Source organism: Stappia sp. G46H5W (assembly GCF_058448995.1).
Genome location: NZ_JBZFLL010000004.1, coordinates 182,505 through 199,173, shown reverse-complemented (window position 1 = coordinate 199,173; position 16,669 = coordinate 182,505). Strand labels below are relative to the sequence as shown.

Sequence of the window (16,669 nt, the reverse complement as noted above, 5' to 3'; positions counted from 1 at the left end):
GCGCCCTGGCGCGGTCCTGTGTGCGGCGATCACGAGTGGCGATATGGCAGATTACTACCCGGTTTTGAAAAAAACCGTCGCAGCGCTTCCAGAGAACACCGGAGCAGCCCGGCGCGAGATCTACCAGCGTGCGCGCAAGGCCATCGTCGCCCAGCTCAAGGCCTATGATCCGCCGCTGTCGCCTTCGGAAATCACCGCAGAACAGCTGCGGCTGGAGGAATCCATCCGCAAGGTGGAGGCGGAAGCCGCGCGCGAAACCCTCGGGTTCTCCGCCGCGCAGCAGCCTGTCGCAACGCCTCGTCCGGCCGCACCGCAGCCGGCAGCAGCTCCCAAGCCGCCGCAACCCGCCGCCAGGCCGGCCGCGCCGGAAACTCCCGCACAAGCTGCAAGCCCGGCGGCACCGGCTGCCGCTCGGCCGGCGCCGACACCTTCCTCTACGCCCGCCGCACGCACCCCGGCAGCCACCGAGCCGCCGCGCGACACGCTGAAAAGCGCCATCGCCGAAGCCCGCAAGCTGGGCGATGCCGCCGATCAGGCAGGGCGTTCCGCCCGTGGCGCGCTGGACGGCGAGCCCGCCCGCACCGCGCCGCAAAAGCGCGAGCCGACCCTTGGCGCCGAACCGGCCATGGACGCCGGCGACGCCGGGTTTGGCGAGACCGGACGCGGATCGTCTGCCCGCGGCAATCGCCTGCCCTCGTCTGCGCGCGATACCGGCCGGCCGCTGCCCTATGGCGGCGACATGCGTCCCTCCCGCCTTCCCGCCATCCTTGGCGGCGTTGCTCTCCTGATGCTGGTCGTTGGCGTCGGCGCCGTCGGCTATTCGCAGCGCGACGCGTTGATGGGCCTGTTCTCCGGCGACGAGAGCGAGACCGCGACGAGCCAGCCGGCCGCTCCGACCAGCACCACCGACACCCCGGCCGACAGCGGTTCGGATGCGGCGCCCTCCTCGCGCAAGGATACCGCGCGCCTGCTCGACGGCCCGGCTCCCGACGCACGCGCGGTCACCACGACCCGCATCACGCCCAACGGCCCGCAGACCGACACCCTGGCCCCGGCCGCTCCGTCCGGCCAGGACAGCGGCGGAGTGCGCACGGTGGAGCCGCAGGAGCCTGCGGCCCAGACCGACACTGCCGACACAACCGAAGAGCCGGATGCCGTCGAGACGCCGCTGGACGGCCCGGCCGAGACGCCGGCCGATGCCACGCCGCAGCAGGACACGCAGACCGCCGCCGCGACGCCGGCCCAGCCCGATCCGACCGCCAGCAGCGATGCTCCGGTGGCTCAGCGTGCCATCCTCTACGAGGAAGGCGAGACGGGGGGCAGCGCCGGACAGGCCTCCGCCGGTCGCGCCGTGTGGAGCGTGGCGGAAGAGACCATCGACGGCCGCGCCGAGACGGTGCTGCGGATGCGCGTCGAAGTTCCCGAGCGCAACATCGCGGCCAATCTGACGCTGAAGCCGAACCGCGACAGCACGCTGCCGGCGAGCCACCTGCTCGAAGTGCAGTTCGAACTGCCGGAAGGCTTTTCCGGACAGGGCGTCGCCGAGGTTCCCGGTCTCGTGATGAAGACCACCGAGGAAGCCCGCGGCGATGCGCTGATCGGCGCTTCGGTGAAGGTCGCCGACGGCTATTTCTGGGTCGCGCTGTCCAACCTGCCGGATGAGCAGGAGCGCAACCTGAGCCTGCTGCGCGAGCGCGGCTGGATCGACATCCCGATGCTGTACGAGAACGGCAAGCGCGCCATCCTGACGCTGGAAAAGGGCACGCCCGGCACCCGCGCGGTGCAGCAGGCGACCGACGCCTGGCGCGCCGGCTGATCGGCCGCCGCGCGCAATCGCGAGCGGCATGATCCTTTATCGGCGAATGAGAAAAGGGCCGGAGCGGCGATGCCGCTCCGGCCCTTTCTTTCGTGTGGCAACGGGCGCCGCAAGGCGCCGCCCGCTCAGAACTTCAACGGCTTCGCCTGTTTCACATGCGGTAGCGCCACGATCTTCGACAGCACCGCCTGGGGCACCTCGCCATCCACCTCGACCAGGCAGATCGCATCCTCGCCCGGTGCCGTACGGCCGAGATTGAACGTCGCGATGTTCACGTCCGCCTCGCCGAGCAGCGTGCCGAGCTGGCCGATGAAGCCGGGCTTGTCCTCGTTGGTGACGTAGAGCATGTGGGGGCCGAGCTCGGCCTCCATGTTGATGCCCTTCACCTGGATGATGCGCGGCTTGCTGTCGGAGAAGACGGTGCCGGCGACGGAGCGTTCCTGACGCTCGGTCTTCACGGTCAGGCGGATGTAGTTCTCGTAGGCGCCGGCCTGGGCGCGGCGCACTTCCTCCACCAGGATGCCGCGCTCGCGCGCCATCACCGGAGCCGAGACCATGTTGACGGTCTGCAGCAGCGGCTGCAGCACGCCGGTAAGGGCGGCCGCCGTCAGCGCCTTGATGTTCATCTCCGCGACATCGCCCTCGTATTCGAGGCGAATGCTGCTGAGACCCGTCTCGGTCAGCTGACCGGCAAACGACCCCAGAAGTTCCGCCAGCTTGACGAAAGGCGTCAGGCGGGGGGCTTCCTCGGCCGTGATCGAGGGCATGTTCAGCGCGTTGGAGACAGCGCCCTTCATCAGGTAGTCCGACATCTGCTCGGCAACCTGCAGGGCGACATTTTCCTGCGCTTCGGTGGTTGAGGCGCCCAGATGCGGGGTGCAAACCAGGTTCGGAGCGCCAAAGAGGACGTTTTCCGTCGCGGGCTCGTCGACGAACACATCGACGCCGGCCCCGCCGACCTTGCCGCTCTCGAGCGCCGCGCGCAGCGCCACTTCGTCGACCAGTCCGCCGCGGGCGCAATTGATGAGGATGACGCCCGGGCGCATATTCTCGATCGCCGCGGCATCGATGATGTTGCGCGTCTTGTCGGTCAGCGGCGTGTGCAGCGAGATCACATCGGCCCGCGCCAGCAGCGTGTCGAGATCGACCTTCTCGACCCCGAGATCGATGGCCCGCTCGTCGGAGAGGAACGGATCGAACGCCACCACCCGCATCTTCAGGCCGATGGCACGGTCGGCGACGATAGAGCCGATATTGCCGCAACCGATCAGGCCGAAGGTCTTGGACGTGAGCTCCGCGCCCATGAAGCGCGACTTTTCCCACTTGCCGGCCTGGGTGGAGGTGTCGGCGGCGGGAATCTGCCGGGCAACGGCGAACATCATCGCGATGGCGTGCTCGGCCGTGGTGATGGAGTTGCCGAAGGGCGTGTTCATCACGATGACGCCCTTGGCGGAGGCCGCCGGAATGTCGACATTGTCGACACCGATGCCGGCACGGCCGACCACCTTGAGCCGGTCGGCAGCCTCGAGCAGCTTCGCCGTCACCTTGGTGGCCGAGCGGATCGCAAGGCCGTCATACTCGCCGATGGCGGCGAGAAGCGCGTCCTTGTCCTTGCCCAGATCCGGGCGGTAATCGACCTCGACGCCGCGCGAGCGGAAAATCTCGACAGCGGCTTCGGACAGCTTGTCGGAAATCAGAACCCTGGGGGCCATTGGCTAGTTTCCCTGGCTTGCCGGTTCGCCTCCCCTTGCGAGCGATCTCGCAAAGGGAGGGAAGCCGGTCATGTCTGTCTCTCGTGTGGGAAAGAGGCTCAGGCGGCCTTGCCGGGCGCCTGCAGCTGGCGCTCGAAAGCCCAGTCAAGCCAGGGCAGCAACGCCTCGACATCCGACTGCTCGACCGTCGCACCGCACCAGATGCGAAAACCGGACGGAGCATCGCGATAGGAGCCGATGTCATAGGCAACGCCGGCCGTGTCGAGAGCAGCGGCCATCGCCTTGGCAAAGGCTGCCTGCAAATCGGCATCGAGCCCGGTCACGCGCGGATCGACGATCCGCAGGCAGACGGAGGTGTTGGAGCGGGTCGCCGGGTCGCTCGCCAGGAAGTCCACCCAGTCGGTACGCTCCACCCAGTCGGCAATGGCTTTGGCATTGCCATCGGCACGCGCGATCAGCGCCTTGAGGCCGCCGATCTCCTTCGCCCACTTCAGCGCGTCGATATAGTCCTCGACGCAGAGCATGGACGGGGTGTTGATCGTCTCGCCCTTGAAGATGCCCTCGATCAGCTTGCCGCCCTTGGTCATGCGGAAGATCTTCGGCATCGGCCAGGCGGGGGTGTAGCTTTCCAGGCGCTCGACGGCACGCGGGCTCAGGATGAGCATGCCGTGCGCGGCCTCGCCGCCAAGGGCCTTCTGCCAGGAGAAGGTGACGACATCGAGCTTGGAGAAGTCCATCGGCTGGGCGAAGGCGGACGAGGTCGCATCGCAGATGGTCAGGCCTTCGCGGTCGGCCGGAATCCAGTCGGCATTCGGCACGCGCACACCCGAGGTGGTGCCGTTCCAGGTGAAGACCACATCGCGCGAGAAGTCGACCTTCGACAGATCGGGCAGCGCGCCATAGGGCGCCTCGAGGACCCGCGTGTCGGCAAGGCGAAGCTGCTTGATCGCATCGCTCACCCAGCCGGATCCGAAGCTTTCCCAGGCCAGCAGGTCGACGCCGCGGGGGCCGAGCAACGACCACATGGCCATCTCGACCGCACCGGTGTCGGAAGCCGGCACGATGCCGATCCGGTAGTCCGCCGGGACCTGGAGGACCTCACGGGTGAGCTCGATCGCCTCGGCAAGCTTGGCCTTGCCCGGCTTGGCGCGATGGGAGCGGCCCAGAGGAGCGTCGGCAAGCGCCGCAGCCGACCAGCCGGGGCGCTTCGCACAAGGACCAGAGGAGAATTGGGGATTTTCCGGCCGAACGGCCGGTTCTGCATGCTGCGTCATCTGACTACCCTTTCAGATAGGTGCTCCTCGTTGGGGAGGAGTGGCCCACTGACGGAGATATCCGAAGGGCGGCCCGCCCGCAAGCGGTCAAAACAACGGAGACGGTCCGCTCGTGCCCGCAACGGGACGGACAAACAAAAGGGACCGAGCGTAATCGCCCGGTCCCTCGAAACTCGACGACAGCCCGTGCGGCACGACGCCGCGCAGGAAGATCGGCTTAGTACTTCGCCATGATCGGCTCCGGCAGGAAGGCCGGGCCCGAGTTGAACGTGTAGCGCATGCCGACGCGGAACTCGTGCGCAGCCAGATCCTCGTAGCGGATCTTGTAGGACGGGTTGGCGCCGCCCGTGCTGAAGCTCTTGCTGTAGGCGTTGCCGATGTTCAGGTAGCGATAACCCGCATCGATGGCCCAGTTCTGGCTCAGCTCGTAGGAACCACCGGCCATCAGGGCCCAGGAGAAGTTCCAGCTGCTGTCGCCCGGATAGGAGCCGGAGGTGCCGTTCGGGTTGACGAACTTCACGTCCTTGGAGGTGACGTAGGAAGTACCGACACCGGCGCCGACATACGGGGTGAAGCCCGCCCAGGTGCCCAGGTCGATATAACCGTTGACCATGAAGGTCAGCACGTCGATGTCGGCCGTCTCCGTGGAGAAGCCGCCGACGCCGGGGCCGCCGCACGGTGCAGGGCACGGCGCATAGCCGGTGACCTTGGCCGGGAACTCATAGTCCACCGTCACATCCGCGCGCAGATAGTCGCTGAACTTGTAACCGACGCCGACGCCGACCATGCCGGTTCGGTCCATCTTCTCATTGGCGAAGTTGGACGGCCCGTAGGCAACGCTCGGGGTCTGGTAGATCTTGTAGCCGATGTCGCCACGCAGATACCAACCGCCCGTAACAACCGGCACTTCGGGAACATGTTCGATCACCGGGATCGGCATATCCGCTGCATGGACGGCTGACGAGACGATTATCGCGACGCCAGCCAGGCACATTTTCTTGATATGGCTGCTCATGTCTCGGTCCTCGTAGGGTGCGTCCGAACAGTCATCCTTTGCCGGCCGCGCACGTGAAACACGAGGCTAGATTTGTATAAAATGCTTAAGGCTGGCTTAACCGTAAAATTTAACCGTCTTTTTTTACCTTAACGAAGAGTAAACAATCGCGAATACCCATTGCGATCGGCAATAGTTCTCCCCCGGTCTTTGCAAATCATTAACCATATGAAGAAGGCCGCCCCCCATTCGGGAAGCGGCCTCGTCACTGAAAAACTGGGGGCAAGCTGCTCAGGCGGCGGCGCGAGCCACGGCCTCGGCGATCCGGTCGACGACACCGGTCAGCACATCCTCGTTGTCCGCCTCGCCCATGACGCGGATCAGCGGTTCGGTTCCCGAAGCGCGGATCAGCAGGCGCCCGCTGTTGCCGAGCGTCTTGCGGCCATCCTCGATCGCGGCCTGGACGCTGGGATCATCGAGCGGCGTTGCCCCGGAATAGCGCACGTTGCGCAGGATCTGCGGCACCGGATCGAACCGGCGGCAGACCTCCGACACCGGCCGGCCGAGCTTGGACACACAGGCCAGCACCTGCAGCGCCGCGACGAGGCCGTCGCCGGTGGTGGCGAAGTCGGACAGGACGATGTGGCCGGACTGTTCGCCGCCCACATTGTAGCCGTGCTGGCGCATGTGCTCGACCACATAGCGGTCGCCGACCTTGGTGCGCGCGAGCGTCAGGCCGAGACCGCCGAGATAGCGCTCCAGCCCGAGGTTGGACATCACAGTCGCAACGATGCCGGAAGCAGCCAGGCGGCCGTCCTCGAGCCAGGACTGGGCGACGACGGCCATCAGCTGGTCGCCGTCGACCACCTTGCCGTTCTCGTCGACGATGATCACCCGGTCCGCATCGCCATCCAGCGCGATGCCGATATCCGCCCTCACCTCGTGCACCTTGCGGCACAGCGCATCGGTGTCGGTGGAGCCGCATTTCAGGTTGATGTTGTAGCCGTCCGGATCGACGCCGATGGCGATCACCTCCGCACCGAGCTCCCACAGGACCTCGGGGGCGACCTTGTAAGCGGCGCCATTGGCGCAGTCGACGACGATCCTCAGGCCCGCAAGGCTCATCTCGCGCGGCAGGGTACGCTTGGCGAATTCCACATACCGGTCGCGCATGCCGTCGATGCGCTTGGCCCGGCCGAGCTCCGAAGGAGAGGCGAGCTGGCGCGACAGATCCTGTTCGATCAGCCGTTCGATCTCGCTCTCCACCTCGTCCGACAGCTTGTAGCCGTCGGGGCCGAAGAACTTGATGCCGTTGTCGTGATAAGGATTGTGCGAGGCGGAGATCATGACGCCGAGATCGGCGCGCACCGAGCGTGTCAGCATAGCCACCGCCGGCGTCGGCATCGGCCCGAGCAGCAGCACGTCGAGCCCGACGGCGGTGAAGCCCGCGACCAGCGCGTTCTCGATCATGTAGCCGGACAGACGCGTGTCCTTGCCGATCACCACCCTGTGGCGATGAACGCCATTGCGGAAGGACAGGCCGGCGGCCATGCCGACCTTGAGTGCGATGTCGGGCGTCATCGGCGCACGGTTGGCCGTGCCGCGAATGCCGTCGGTTCCGAAATACTTGCGCGTCATGTCGACCCTGTCTTCTGCGGCAGGAGGCGTGCCGACCGGCAGCCGTGCAACCGCCCCGCGAACCGGTGTCCGCCGCGCCAGTTGCGCCCGGCCTTTCCGCCGGTCCCGCTTGTCGCCCGCCGGCAGACACTCCTGCCTCGCCGACGGCCCCTCCATGTAGCACCAAGCTGCCACAAAGGAGTTCAAAATTTGTTTTCGTTCGTTACAGGCCGGGCCCCGCCGCCCGGCACGAAAACGGCCCGGCAGTCGCCTGCCGGGCCGTTCGCTTGACCTTTTGAGGATGCGGTCAGCCCTGCGGCTGAGGCTCCATGCCGCCGGTCGGGGCATCGCCCTCGCCCCGGCGCTTGGCGCCGGTCTTCGGCACTGCCGAAGCGCGGGCCGTCGGCTGGTCGTCATCCGTCTCGCGCACCGGCGGCTTGCCGTCGAGCAGGTCGCGGATCTCGTCGCCCGACAGGGTCTCGTACTCCAGCAGCCCGTTGGCGATGATGTGGAGCTGATCCTCGTGCTCCGACAGGACGCGCTGGGCGGTCTCGTAGCCGGTGTTGACGAAGGACTTGATCTCCGCATCGACGATCCGCTGCGTGTCCTCCGACACGTGCTGGCTCTTGGCGACGGAGTGGCCAAGGAAGACCTCCTCCTGATTCTCGCCATAGAGCAGCGGGCCGAGCTTGTCGGACATGCCGAACTGGGTCGCCATGGCGCGTGCGAGGCGCGTCGCCATCTGGATGTCGCCCGAGGCGCCCGAAGTCACCTTCTCGTAGCCGAAGATCATCTCCTCGGCGACGCGGCCGCCCATCGCCACCGCAAGGTCGGCCTTGCACTTGGCACGGGTCAGCGAGACCTGATCCTTCTCCGGCAGACGCATGACCATACCCAGCGCGCGGCCGCGCGGAATGATCGTCGCCTTGTGAATCGGATCGGAAGCCGGCATGTGCAGCGCCACCAGCGCGTGACCTGCCTCATGATAGGCGGTGAGCTTCTTTTCTTCCTCGGTCATGACCAGCGTGCGGCGCTCCGCACCCATCATGACCTTGTCCTTGGCATCCTCGAACTCGGACATCGTGACGAGCCGCTTGCCGCGGCGAGCCGCCAGCAGCGCCGCCTCGTTGACCAGGTTCATCAGGTCCGCGCCGGAAAAGCCGGGCGTGCCGCGTGCCAGCGTGCGGACATTGACGTCCGGCGCCAGCGGCACCTTGCGCATGTGGACCTTGAGGATCTTTTCGCGGCCGGTGACATCCGGGTTCGGCACGACGATCTGCCGGTCGAAACGGCCCGGGCGCAGCAGCGCCGGGTCGAGCACGTCCGGACGGTTGGTCGCCGCGATGATGATGACGCCCTCGTTCGGCTCGAAGCCGTCCATCTCCACGAGCAGCTGGTTCAGCGTCTGCTCGCGCTCGTCGTTGCCGCCGCCAAGACCGGCGCCACGATGACGGCCGACCGCGTCGATCTCGTCGATGAAGATGATGCAGGGCGCGTTCTTCTTCGCCTGCTCGAACATGTCGCGGACACGGCTGGCGCCGACGCCGACGAACATCTCGACGAAGTCGGAGCCCGAGATGGTGAAGAACGGAACGTTGGCCTCGCCGGCGACGGCACGCGCGGTCAGCGTCTTACCGGTGCCCGGAGGACCGACCAGAAGCACGCCGCGCGGAATACGGCCGCCCAGGCGCTGGAACTTCTGCGGATCGCGAAGGAACTCGACGATCTCCTGCAGGTCTTCCTTGGCCTCGTCGATGCCGGCAACGTCCTCGAAGGTGACGCGGCCATGGGCCTCGGTCAGCAGCTTGGCCTTGGACTTGCCGAAGCCCATCGCCTTGCCGCCCGAGCCCTGCATCTGGCGCATCACGAAGATCCAGATGCCGAGGATGATCAGCATCGGGAACCACGAGATCAGCGCGCCGAGCAGCGAGAAGCTCTCCTGCGGCGGGCGGGCGATGATCCGCACGTCCTTGGACCGCAGCATCTCGACATACTCGCCAGCCGTTTCGGGCGCGTAGGACTGGAAAGAGCCGCCGCTGTTGTAGGTACCGATGATCTGCTGGCCCTGGATCGTCACCTCCCGCACGTCACCCTGCTCGGCCTGATTCAGGAACTGCGAGAAGGGGATGTCGTTCGACACCGTGCGCTGTCCCGGGCTCTGGAAGAGCTGGAACAGGGCGATCAGCAGCAAGCCGATGATCACCCAGAGGGCAAAATTACGAAAATTGGCGTTCATGAGCGGTTCCTTCACCGCGGCAAGGCGGCGGTCTGCGCTGGAAAGAAGTCCTTCTAAGCCAAGATAGGTCCGCAGGAACGGGCTGCCAAGGCGACGAAGGAGATTCACACGAAACAGGTCTCATTTTTCTTAAATTTCCCGCCGGCCGAAGGGATTTGTCCCAAGCTCCGGCTGCCACAGGCTTTCCCGCCGTGCAATCGGGACGAGCCGGACACCGACAGGCGCTTCGCCGGCGAGGCCGGGACAATAGGCCGCATCGGCCGGACCAAGCAGAAGCGGCGCGCCGGCAAAGGACTGCCATGGCCAGTCGCCCGCCGCCTTGCGGTCGATGCCGTGTTCCGAAAGCCGGCCGAGCGGCACCACGCGATACGGCCCGTTTCGCTCGACCTCCAGAAGGAATCGGCGGTCGAAGAGGCCCCGGCCGGGCCCGGCAAGCTCCAGGGACGCAAGCCCGGTCCGCCCCGGCTCGCGCCAGAAGACGATCTCGCCATCGCGCCGGCGCGCCACCACTCCCGAAAGCGTCGCCTGAACGCGCTCGCTTGCCGCCAGCCGCTCCACCAGCCCCTCCAGCCGCACCAAGCGCGGCGGATATGGCTCCCCCCCAACCTCCGCCAGCAGTCTTGCAAGGAGGCGCAGCATCGTCTCGCGCGGCAACGCGGACAGCGTCTCGACGCGCAGCCGCACCGGGCCGGCCGGATGTCGAACGGCGCCAGAGGCCAGTGCCGCATCGACCTGATCGTCGATGGCGGCAGCGGCCGAAGCCAGCCGGGCTGCGGTCGCGGCGAGCGTGGCGCCATCCAGCCCCTCGCTGGCCAGTGCGGGCATCAGCTGTCGAATTCTCGTCCGCGCATAGGCGGCATCCTCGTTCGACGGATCCTCGGCATAGGCCTCGCCCGCCGCCGAGCAAGTCGCGACGAGGCTTGCCTTGCTGACCGTCAGCAGAGGCCGCAACACGGTCGCGCAAGCCCCTTTGCCATCGTGCCAGAGGCCCTGCGCCGGCATCGCTGCAAGGCCGTAAACGCCGCTGCCGCGGGCAAGGCGCAAAAGCAGGGTCTCGGCCTGGTCGTCCTGATGGTGGGCCAGCACCAGCGCCTCGGCTCCAAGCTCGGCACAAGCCGCAACCAGCAACTCCCGGCGCAGCTCGCGGGCTGAGGCCTGCCGGTTGGCGGACGGCTTGGGCAAGGTCGATGTCATGATCCGGCAGGGCAGACCCAGCCGGTCGCTGAGAGCGGCCACGGCACGCGCCTCGCCTGCCGCCTCCGGGCGCAGGCCGTGATCGAGGGTCAGGACGTGGATGTGGGGGGGGGCGGTCCTGCGCGCGCGCCAGGCGGCGACAAGCAGCAACAGGGCCGTGGAATCCGGGCCGCCCGACACGGCAAGCGCGAGGCGGCGAAAGGGGGTCAGCAGAGCAAGGAGGGCGTCGGCCTGCGTCTCACAGACGGGCCGCACGCGGTCAGACGCAGCCACCGCTCTGCTGCTGGGCCTGAGCTTCGGCACGGATCGAGGTCGGCGCGCCAGGATACTTGGTCAAGAGCTCGCTGAAGGTGGCGCAGGCGGCATCCTTCTGGCCAATGCCCTTGAGCGACAGGCCGAGCTTCAGCAGGCTGTCGGTCACCTTGGAACTGTCGGGATAGTCGGTGTAGCTCTTCAGGAAAGCGTCGGCCGCATCCCGGTACTGCTTGCGGGCATAGAGGCTTTCGCCCAGCCAGAACTGCGCGTTCGCCGCCAGCGGGTCGTTCGGATGCTGCTGGAGGAAGTCCTTGAAGCCGGCCTCCGCCCCGGCATAGTCGCCGGCCATGATCATAGAATAGGCGCTGTCGTAGGACGCCCGCGGCGAACTGCCGGTCGAGGGCGCGGACGCCATGCCGAACGAGTCCTGCGACTGTCCTCCGGAGACGCCGGGGGGCAGGTCGCCCTGCCCTCCGCCGGCTGCAAAACCGCCCGAGCCGGCCTGACCGCGCGCGAGCGCAGACAGATCCAGCGGGCCGGCACCGGGTGCGCCGGAGCCGTCCTGGGAGTAGCCGCCTTCCGCACCAAACTCGGCGTCGCCGGACCCATCGGCAGGCAGCTGGCCGAGCGTTCCGGACGCCGGGCCGTAGCTCTCGCCGCTGCCCTGGAGACCGGCGAGATCGCCAGGCTGACCGGACGGTTGGCCGGCCGGCTGGCCGGGCGCTGCGTCAGACCGCTTGCGGCCGCCCTGCTCCAGCTGCTGGAAACGGTACTCATTGTCTTCCTGCATCCGCTGCAGCTGCTCCTGCAGCTGCCGGATCTGGTAGTTGAGCTGCTCGATCTGACCGGTGAGGTTGCGCATCTGCTCCTCGACCTGGTTGATCCGTACAGCAGCATCACTGTCGTCGCGCGAGCCGAAAAGCTGCGCGGATGCCCCTTGCGGCAACGCAAGCAGCATCACCAGCGCGAACACGCCGGGTAGATTTCTGAAAGCCATGGGTTTCAATCGCTTCATGCCTGTCCTCCGCCCGCGCGGCAGCCGGGCGAGTGCCTGACCATCCGCCTGAACGCAATAGCACAGGGCGCTGCGACTTCGGCCAAATTTTGACGCCGCACGGGGCATCGCTCCGCCCGCCGGGCAGAAACGCAAGGGCGGCCGCGACGGTTTCCCGTCCGGCCGCCCCAAAGGCAGGTCATCGCCGTTCCGGCAGGTAAGCCGGTCAGCTTCCGGCGTTGTCGAGCACGGTCACCGCACGACGGTTCTGCGTCCAGCAGCTCTCGTCGTTGCAAACTGCGACCGGACGCTCCTTGCCGTAGGACACCGTCTTGATGCGGTTGCCCGGAATGCCGCGCGCGACCAGATAGTTGCGCACCGCATCCGCGCGCCTTGCGCCGAGAGCGATGTTGTACTGGCGCGTGCCGCGCTCGTCCGCATGACCTTCGATCGTCACCGTGTAGCGGCTGTAGCTGTTCAGCCACTGGGCCTGCTTGTCCAGCGTCGCGGTCGCCTGCGGCGAGAGCGTCGTCTGGTCGTTGCCGAAGAACACGCGATCGCCCACGTTCACCACAAAGTCCTGACCGGTGCCGGGCTGGACGTTACCAGTCAGCCCGTCCGGCTTGGTCTGCGCGCAGGCTGCCAGAAGCATCGCGCCTGCGACAACGGAGGCAATGCGCGCGCCGCGGCCTCGCATCCCGAAATTCATCATCCAATCACACTCCTGATCCCCACCACCCCGACAGGGTAAACACTTCTACAGCGAAACCGGTTAAGCGCGCGTTCATCAACGTGGTTAATGAAATCTTGCGCGCAGCAAAAGCTGGGGGGCTGCCCCCAGCCTAGCCCCGGCTGCCTATTCCAGCAAGGGAGACCAGGCCGGGTCCGAACCGAAGGCCGGGGTCGGCACGCGCTGCTCGTTGTAGCCGGTGAGATCCACGGTCCACAGCTGCGGCCCGCCATTGGCGCCCGGCGTGTCGCGGAAGAACACCAGCACGCGGCCGTTGGGAGACCAGGCCGGACCCTCGTTGTGATAGCCCTCGGTCAGCACGCGCTCGCCCGAGCCGTCCGGACGCATCACGCCGATCATGAAGCGCCCCTGGTTCATCTTCGTGAAGGCGATGAGATCACCTCGCGGCGACCAGACCGGCGTCGAATAGCGGCCCGGCCCGAAGCTGATGCGCTGCGGATTGCCGCCATTGGCGTCCATCACGTACAGCTGCTGCGTGCCGCCACGGTCGGACTCGAAGACGATCCGGTTGCCGTCCGGCGAATAGGACGGGCTGGTGTCGATGGCCGGCGTGTTGGTCAGCCGCGTGGTGCGACGCGAGCGCAGGTCCATCTCGAAGATGTTGGCATTGCCGCCCTGCTGCAGGCTCATCGCCACCCGCTGGCCGTCCGGCGAAAAGCGCGGAGCGAAGGTCATGCCCGGGAAGTTGCCGACCATCTCGCGCTGGCCCGTCTCGATGTTGAGCAGGTAGACGCGCGGCTCGGTGCCGGCATAGGCCATGTAGGTCACTTCCTGCCGCGAGGGCGAGAAACGCGGCGTCAGCACCAGGTCGCTGCCATTGGTCAGGTAGCGCACATTGGCGCCGTCCTGGTCCATGATGGCCAGCCGCTTGACGCGCTTGTCCTTGGTGCCGGTCTCGTCGATGTAGACGATACGGGTATCGAAATAGCCCTTCTCGCCGGTCAGCCGCTCATAGATCGCATCGGCGATGATATGGGCCATCCGCCGCCAGTTGTCGGCCGTGGTGTAGAATTGCTGGCCCAGCATCTGCTGGCCGGCAAAGACGTCCCAAAGGCGGAATTCGGCGCGGATACGTCCGTCCGACTGCCGCTCGATGGCACCGACCACCAGCGCCTGCGCGCCGATCGGGCGCCAGGAGCCGAACTCCGGCGGCGTGTTCACGTTGACGCCCTTCTCGATGAAGCTGGCCGGGTCGAGCGGCCGGAAGAGACCGGACCGGGCAAGATCGGCCTTGATCACGTCGGTGATCTCGGACGCAAGCTTCGCCTCGCCGCCAGCTCCCGAAAAGGCCGGAAGGGCGATGGGCAGCGGCTCGATATTGCCCTGGTTGATGACGATCTCCAAAGCTGCCGACGCGCGCTCGGCCGGAAGCAGTCCGAAGCTCAGCACGACCGCTGCAAGCAGCAGGGCGGCCGTTCGCGAGCAGGAGCGTGCAATGCTGGCAGATGCCTGTCTGATCATACTCTAGGCTCCGTCGGTCCTTGTGTCGCGGCGTACCGCGAATGCGGTGGCGCCGATGTCCGGCCCATCCGTTGCTTGAGAATTGGTCATTTTCGCGTCCCTTGCGGATCTTGGCACATCCGCAAAGGCTGCAGCACGTCCCGACCCATGCCTAACCGCCGAGCAGTTCGCGTGGATCGAACTCGATTTCCACCTCCCGCCAAGCCTCGTATTTCGCTGCGGGAAGCGAATAGGGTGCGCAGCGCAGAACCGCCCGGCGAGCACTCTCGGCCGCAATGCCGAAGGTCGGGTTGGAACTGGAGTTGATCACCGAGGGTTCGCGGTCGATTTCGCCGGCGATGGTCAGGGAGAATTTCAGCTTCACAGTCAGATCGCCAGCGCCGGCCGCGCCCGCGGGCGGGTTCCAGCAGCGCGAGATCTGTCCGCGCAGCGCATCGATTTCCGACTGGCTCATCGTCACACCGCTCTGACCGCGACGGCTGCCGAGCGAGGCCGGCTGCGTCGAATTCGAGCTCGACCCGCCCGCCGGCTCCACCTTGTTGAGCAGCGCGGCGATCTCGTTCGGATTGAAGTTCTCGCGCGGCGGTTCGCGCCGCGGCTGCGGCGGCGGGGTCGGCTTGGAACGCGGGCGCACGGTCGGCGGCGGCGGTGTTTCCGCCACCTTCTTCTCGGGCTCGGGCGTCGGGGCAGGTGCCGGCTCGGGCTCCGCGCGTGGTGCCGGCGGCTCCGGCTGCGGCGCGGGCGGCTCAGGCTGAGGCGCCGGAGGCTCCGGTGTCGGCGGCTCGGGCGCCGGGGTCGGCTCGGGGGTGGGTGCCGGCGTCGGCTCGGGCGCTGCCTGGTTCGGTCGCTTGGCCTCGGTTTCGGCCGGCTTTTCTTCCGCCTTCGGCTCTTCGACGGGCTTTTCCGTCGGACGGGTCGCCTCGACCTCGCGCACTTCCGCCGTCTTCTCGCCGATGCGCAGACGCGTCAGCTCGGAGACCGGAACCAGATCGACAGGCAGGGTATCGACCGGGGCGATGTCGAACGGCTTCGCATCGGGGAATGAGACCACTCCCCAAAGCAGCACGGCCAGATGGCCCGCAGTCGATGCGATGAGCCCGACACGCATGTTGCCTACTGCTGCTCCTCGAGCGTCACAAGGCCGAGCCGCTTGTAGCCGGCCGCGTTGATGCGCCCCATCACCCCCATGATCGTGCCGTAGTCGGCATCCCGGTCGCCGCGCACGAAGATGCGCTCCTCGTAGCCGTTGCGCGCGATCGCCTCCAGCTTCGGCACCACCTCGTCCGCGGCGATCTCCGTGTCCTGGATATAGATGCGCCCATCGGCAGCGACCGAAATCGTGATCGGCTCCGTTGCCCCTTCCAGGGGCTTGGCCTGGGTCTCCGGCAGGTCGAGCGGCACGCCGACAGTGAGCAGCGGCGCGGCGACCATGAAGATGATCAGCAGCACGAGCATCACGTCCACGAAGGGCGTGACGTTGATCTCGCTCATCGGCTGATGGCGCTTTCGGCGACGGCGGCGACCGGCCTCCTCGGGCGCCGCACCGGCGGACTGCATGCCCATGGGGTCAGCTCCTCTCGTCGATCTGACGCGACAGGATGGCGGAGAACTCGTCGGCAAAACCTTCCATGCGGGCGGACAGCTTGCCCGCATCGGCGGAGAGCTTGTTGTAGGCAATCACCGCCGGAATGGCCGCGAGCAGGCCGAGCGCGGTTGCAAGCAGCGCCTCGGCGATGCCCGGCGCCACAACGGCCAAATTGGTGTTCTTCGACGCGGCAATCGCCTGAAAGCTGGTCATGATGCCCCAGACGGTGCCGAACAGGCCGATGAAGGGGGCCGCCGAGCCGACGGTCGCCAGCACCAGAAGCCTTGCCTCCAGCCGCTCCGCCTCGCGGGCGATGGTCACATCCATCACCCGGTCGATGCGCTGGCGCAGGCTGGCGATGGCCGGGCGCGCGCCTTCGTGGCTGCGCTTCCATTCGCGCATCGCGGCGATAAACAGGGCCGCCATCGAATGGTTGGCCCGCCCCGAAAGGGTGCGGTACAGCTCTTCCAGCGACTGGCCGGACCAGAAAACGGTCTCGAAGCGGTTCATCTGGCGCTTGGTGCGCGTGAACAGCAGCCACTTGTCGACGATGATCGCCCAGCACCAGATCGACGCCAGGACCAGGCCCAGCATCACCAGCTTGACGACCAGATGCGCCTGAAGAAACAGCGCGAAGAAAGACATGTCGCCCTGCGGTGCCGCGAGGGTCGTTTGTGCAAGTTCCACGGGATTCATCTAATTCAGGACCTCTTGCCCGATACCATTGGCGCACATGCCGGATCGGTTGCCGGTTGCCCGTATCGATCGGGCCAGTCGGTT

Annotated in this window: 13 protein-coding genes; 1 reads left to right on the top strand and 12 read right to left on the bottom strand. The window is 66.9% G+C overall.

Annotated features, from left to right (window positions below; genetic code table 11):
* The first annotated feature begins 43 nt into the window (after window positions 1-43).
* Window positions 44-1,816, top strand: a complete 1,773-nt coding sequence (locus ACVJ6E_RS13850) for a hypothetical protein (protein ID WP_158592718.1) — start codon at window positions 44-46, stop codon at window positions 1,814-1,816.
* Between the two features lie 125 nt (window positions 1,817-1,941).
* Here ACVJ6E_RS13850 and serA read toward each other — a convergent pair whose 3' ends face one another.
* The 12 genes from serA to tolQ form a co-directional block, all read right to left on the bottom strand.
* A complete protein-coding gene (serA, locus tag ACVJ6E_RS13845; protein WP_120269580.1) occupies window positions 1,942-3,528 on the bottom strand; it encodes a phosphoglycerate dehydrogenase in 1,587 nt (528 codons plus the stop codon).
* Window positions 3,529-3,626: 98 nt separating this feature from the next.
* A complete protein-coding gene (locus ACVJ6E_RS13840) occupies window positions 3,627-4,802 on the bottom strand; it encodes a phosphoserine transaminase (RefSeq protein WP_120269581.1) in 1,176 nt (391 codons plus the stop codon).
* A gap of 217 nt (window positions 4,803-5,019) precedes the next feature.
* The gene (locus ACVJ6E_RS13835) at window positions 5,020-5,817 is read right to left on the bottom strand and encodes an outer membrane protein (RefSeq protein ID WP_120269582.1); all 798 of its coding nucleotides are present in this window, start codon (window positions 5,815-5,817) and stop codon (window positions 5,020-5,022) included.
* A 270-nt stretch (window positions 5,818-6,087) separates the two neighbouring features.
* On the bottom strand, window positions 6,088-7,434 hold the full coding sequence (gene glmM / locus ACVJ6E_RS13830) for a phosphoglucosamine mutase (protein WP_120269583.1): 1,347 nt from the start codon (window positions 7,432-7,434) through the stop codon (window positions 6,088-6,090).
* Window positions 7,435-7,720: 286 nt separating this feature from the next.
* Window positions 7,721-9,649, bottom strand: coding sequence for an ATP-dependent zinc metalloprotease FtsH (ftsH, locus tag ACVJ6E_RS13825; protein ID WP_120269584.1), 1,929 nt, complete (start codon window positions 9,647-9,649; stop codon window positions 7,721-7,723).
* A 129-nt stretch (window positions 9,650-9,778) separates the two neighbouring features.
* Entirely contained in the window at window positions 9,779-11,116 is a 1,338-nt protein-coding gene (tilS, locus tag ACVJ6E_RS13820) for a tRNA lysidine(34) synthetase TilS (RefSeq protein WP_158592719.1), read from the bottom strand.
* The gene (gene ybgF, locus ACVJ6E_RS13815; protein ID WP_120269586.1) at window positions 11,103-12,095 is read right to left on the bottom strand and encodes a tol-pal system protein YbgF; all 993 of its coding nucleotides are present in this window, start codon (window positions 12,093-12,095) and stop codon (window positions 11,103-11,105) included. The genes tilS and ybgF overlap by 14 nt, the downstream gene beginning before the upstream one ends.
* A 223-nt stretch (window positions 12,096-12,318) precedes the next feature.
* Complete coding sequence (gene pal, locus ACVJ6E_RS13810) at window positions 12,319-12,804, bottom strand: peptidoglycan-associated lipoprotein Pal (RefSeq protein WP_371811427.1); 486 nt, start codon at window positions 12,802-12,804, stop codon at window positions 12,319-12,321.
* Between the two features lie 144 nt (window positions 12,805-12,948).
* Complete coding sequence (gene tolB, locus ACVJ6E_RS13805) at window positions 12,949-14,304, bottom strand: Tol-Pal system beta propeller repeat protein TolB (protein WP_120269587.1); 1,356 nt, start codon at window positions 14,302-14,304, stop codon at window positions 12,949-12,951.
* 151 nt (window positions 14,305-14,455) lie between these two features.
* Complete coding sequence (locus tag ACVJ6E_RS13800) at window positions 14,456-15,412, bottom strand: cell envelope biogenesis protein TolA (protein WP_120269588.1); 957 nt, start codon at window positions 15,410-15,412, stop codon at window positions 14,456-14,458.
* Between the two features lie 5 nt (window positions 15,413-15,417).
* Entirely contained in the window at window positions 15,418-15,867 is a 450-nt protein-coding gene (gene tolR / locus ACVJ6E_RS13795; RefSeq protein WP_120269589.1) for a protein TolR, read from the bottom strand.
* A gap of 4 nt (window positions 15,868-15,871) precedes the next feature.
* Window positions 15,872-16,585 (bottom strand): protein TolQ, encoded by a 714-nt coding sequence (gene tolQ / locus ACVJ6E_RS13790; protein WP_067218746.1) that lies wholly within the window; start codon window positions 16,583-16,585, stop codon window positions 15,872-15,874.
* Between the last annotated feature and the right edge of the window lie 84 nt (window positions 16,586-16,669).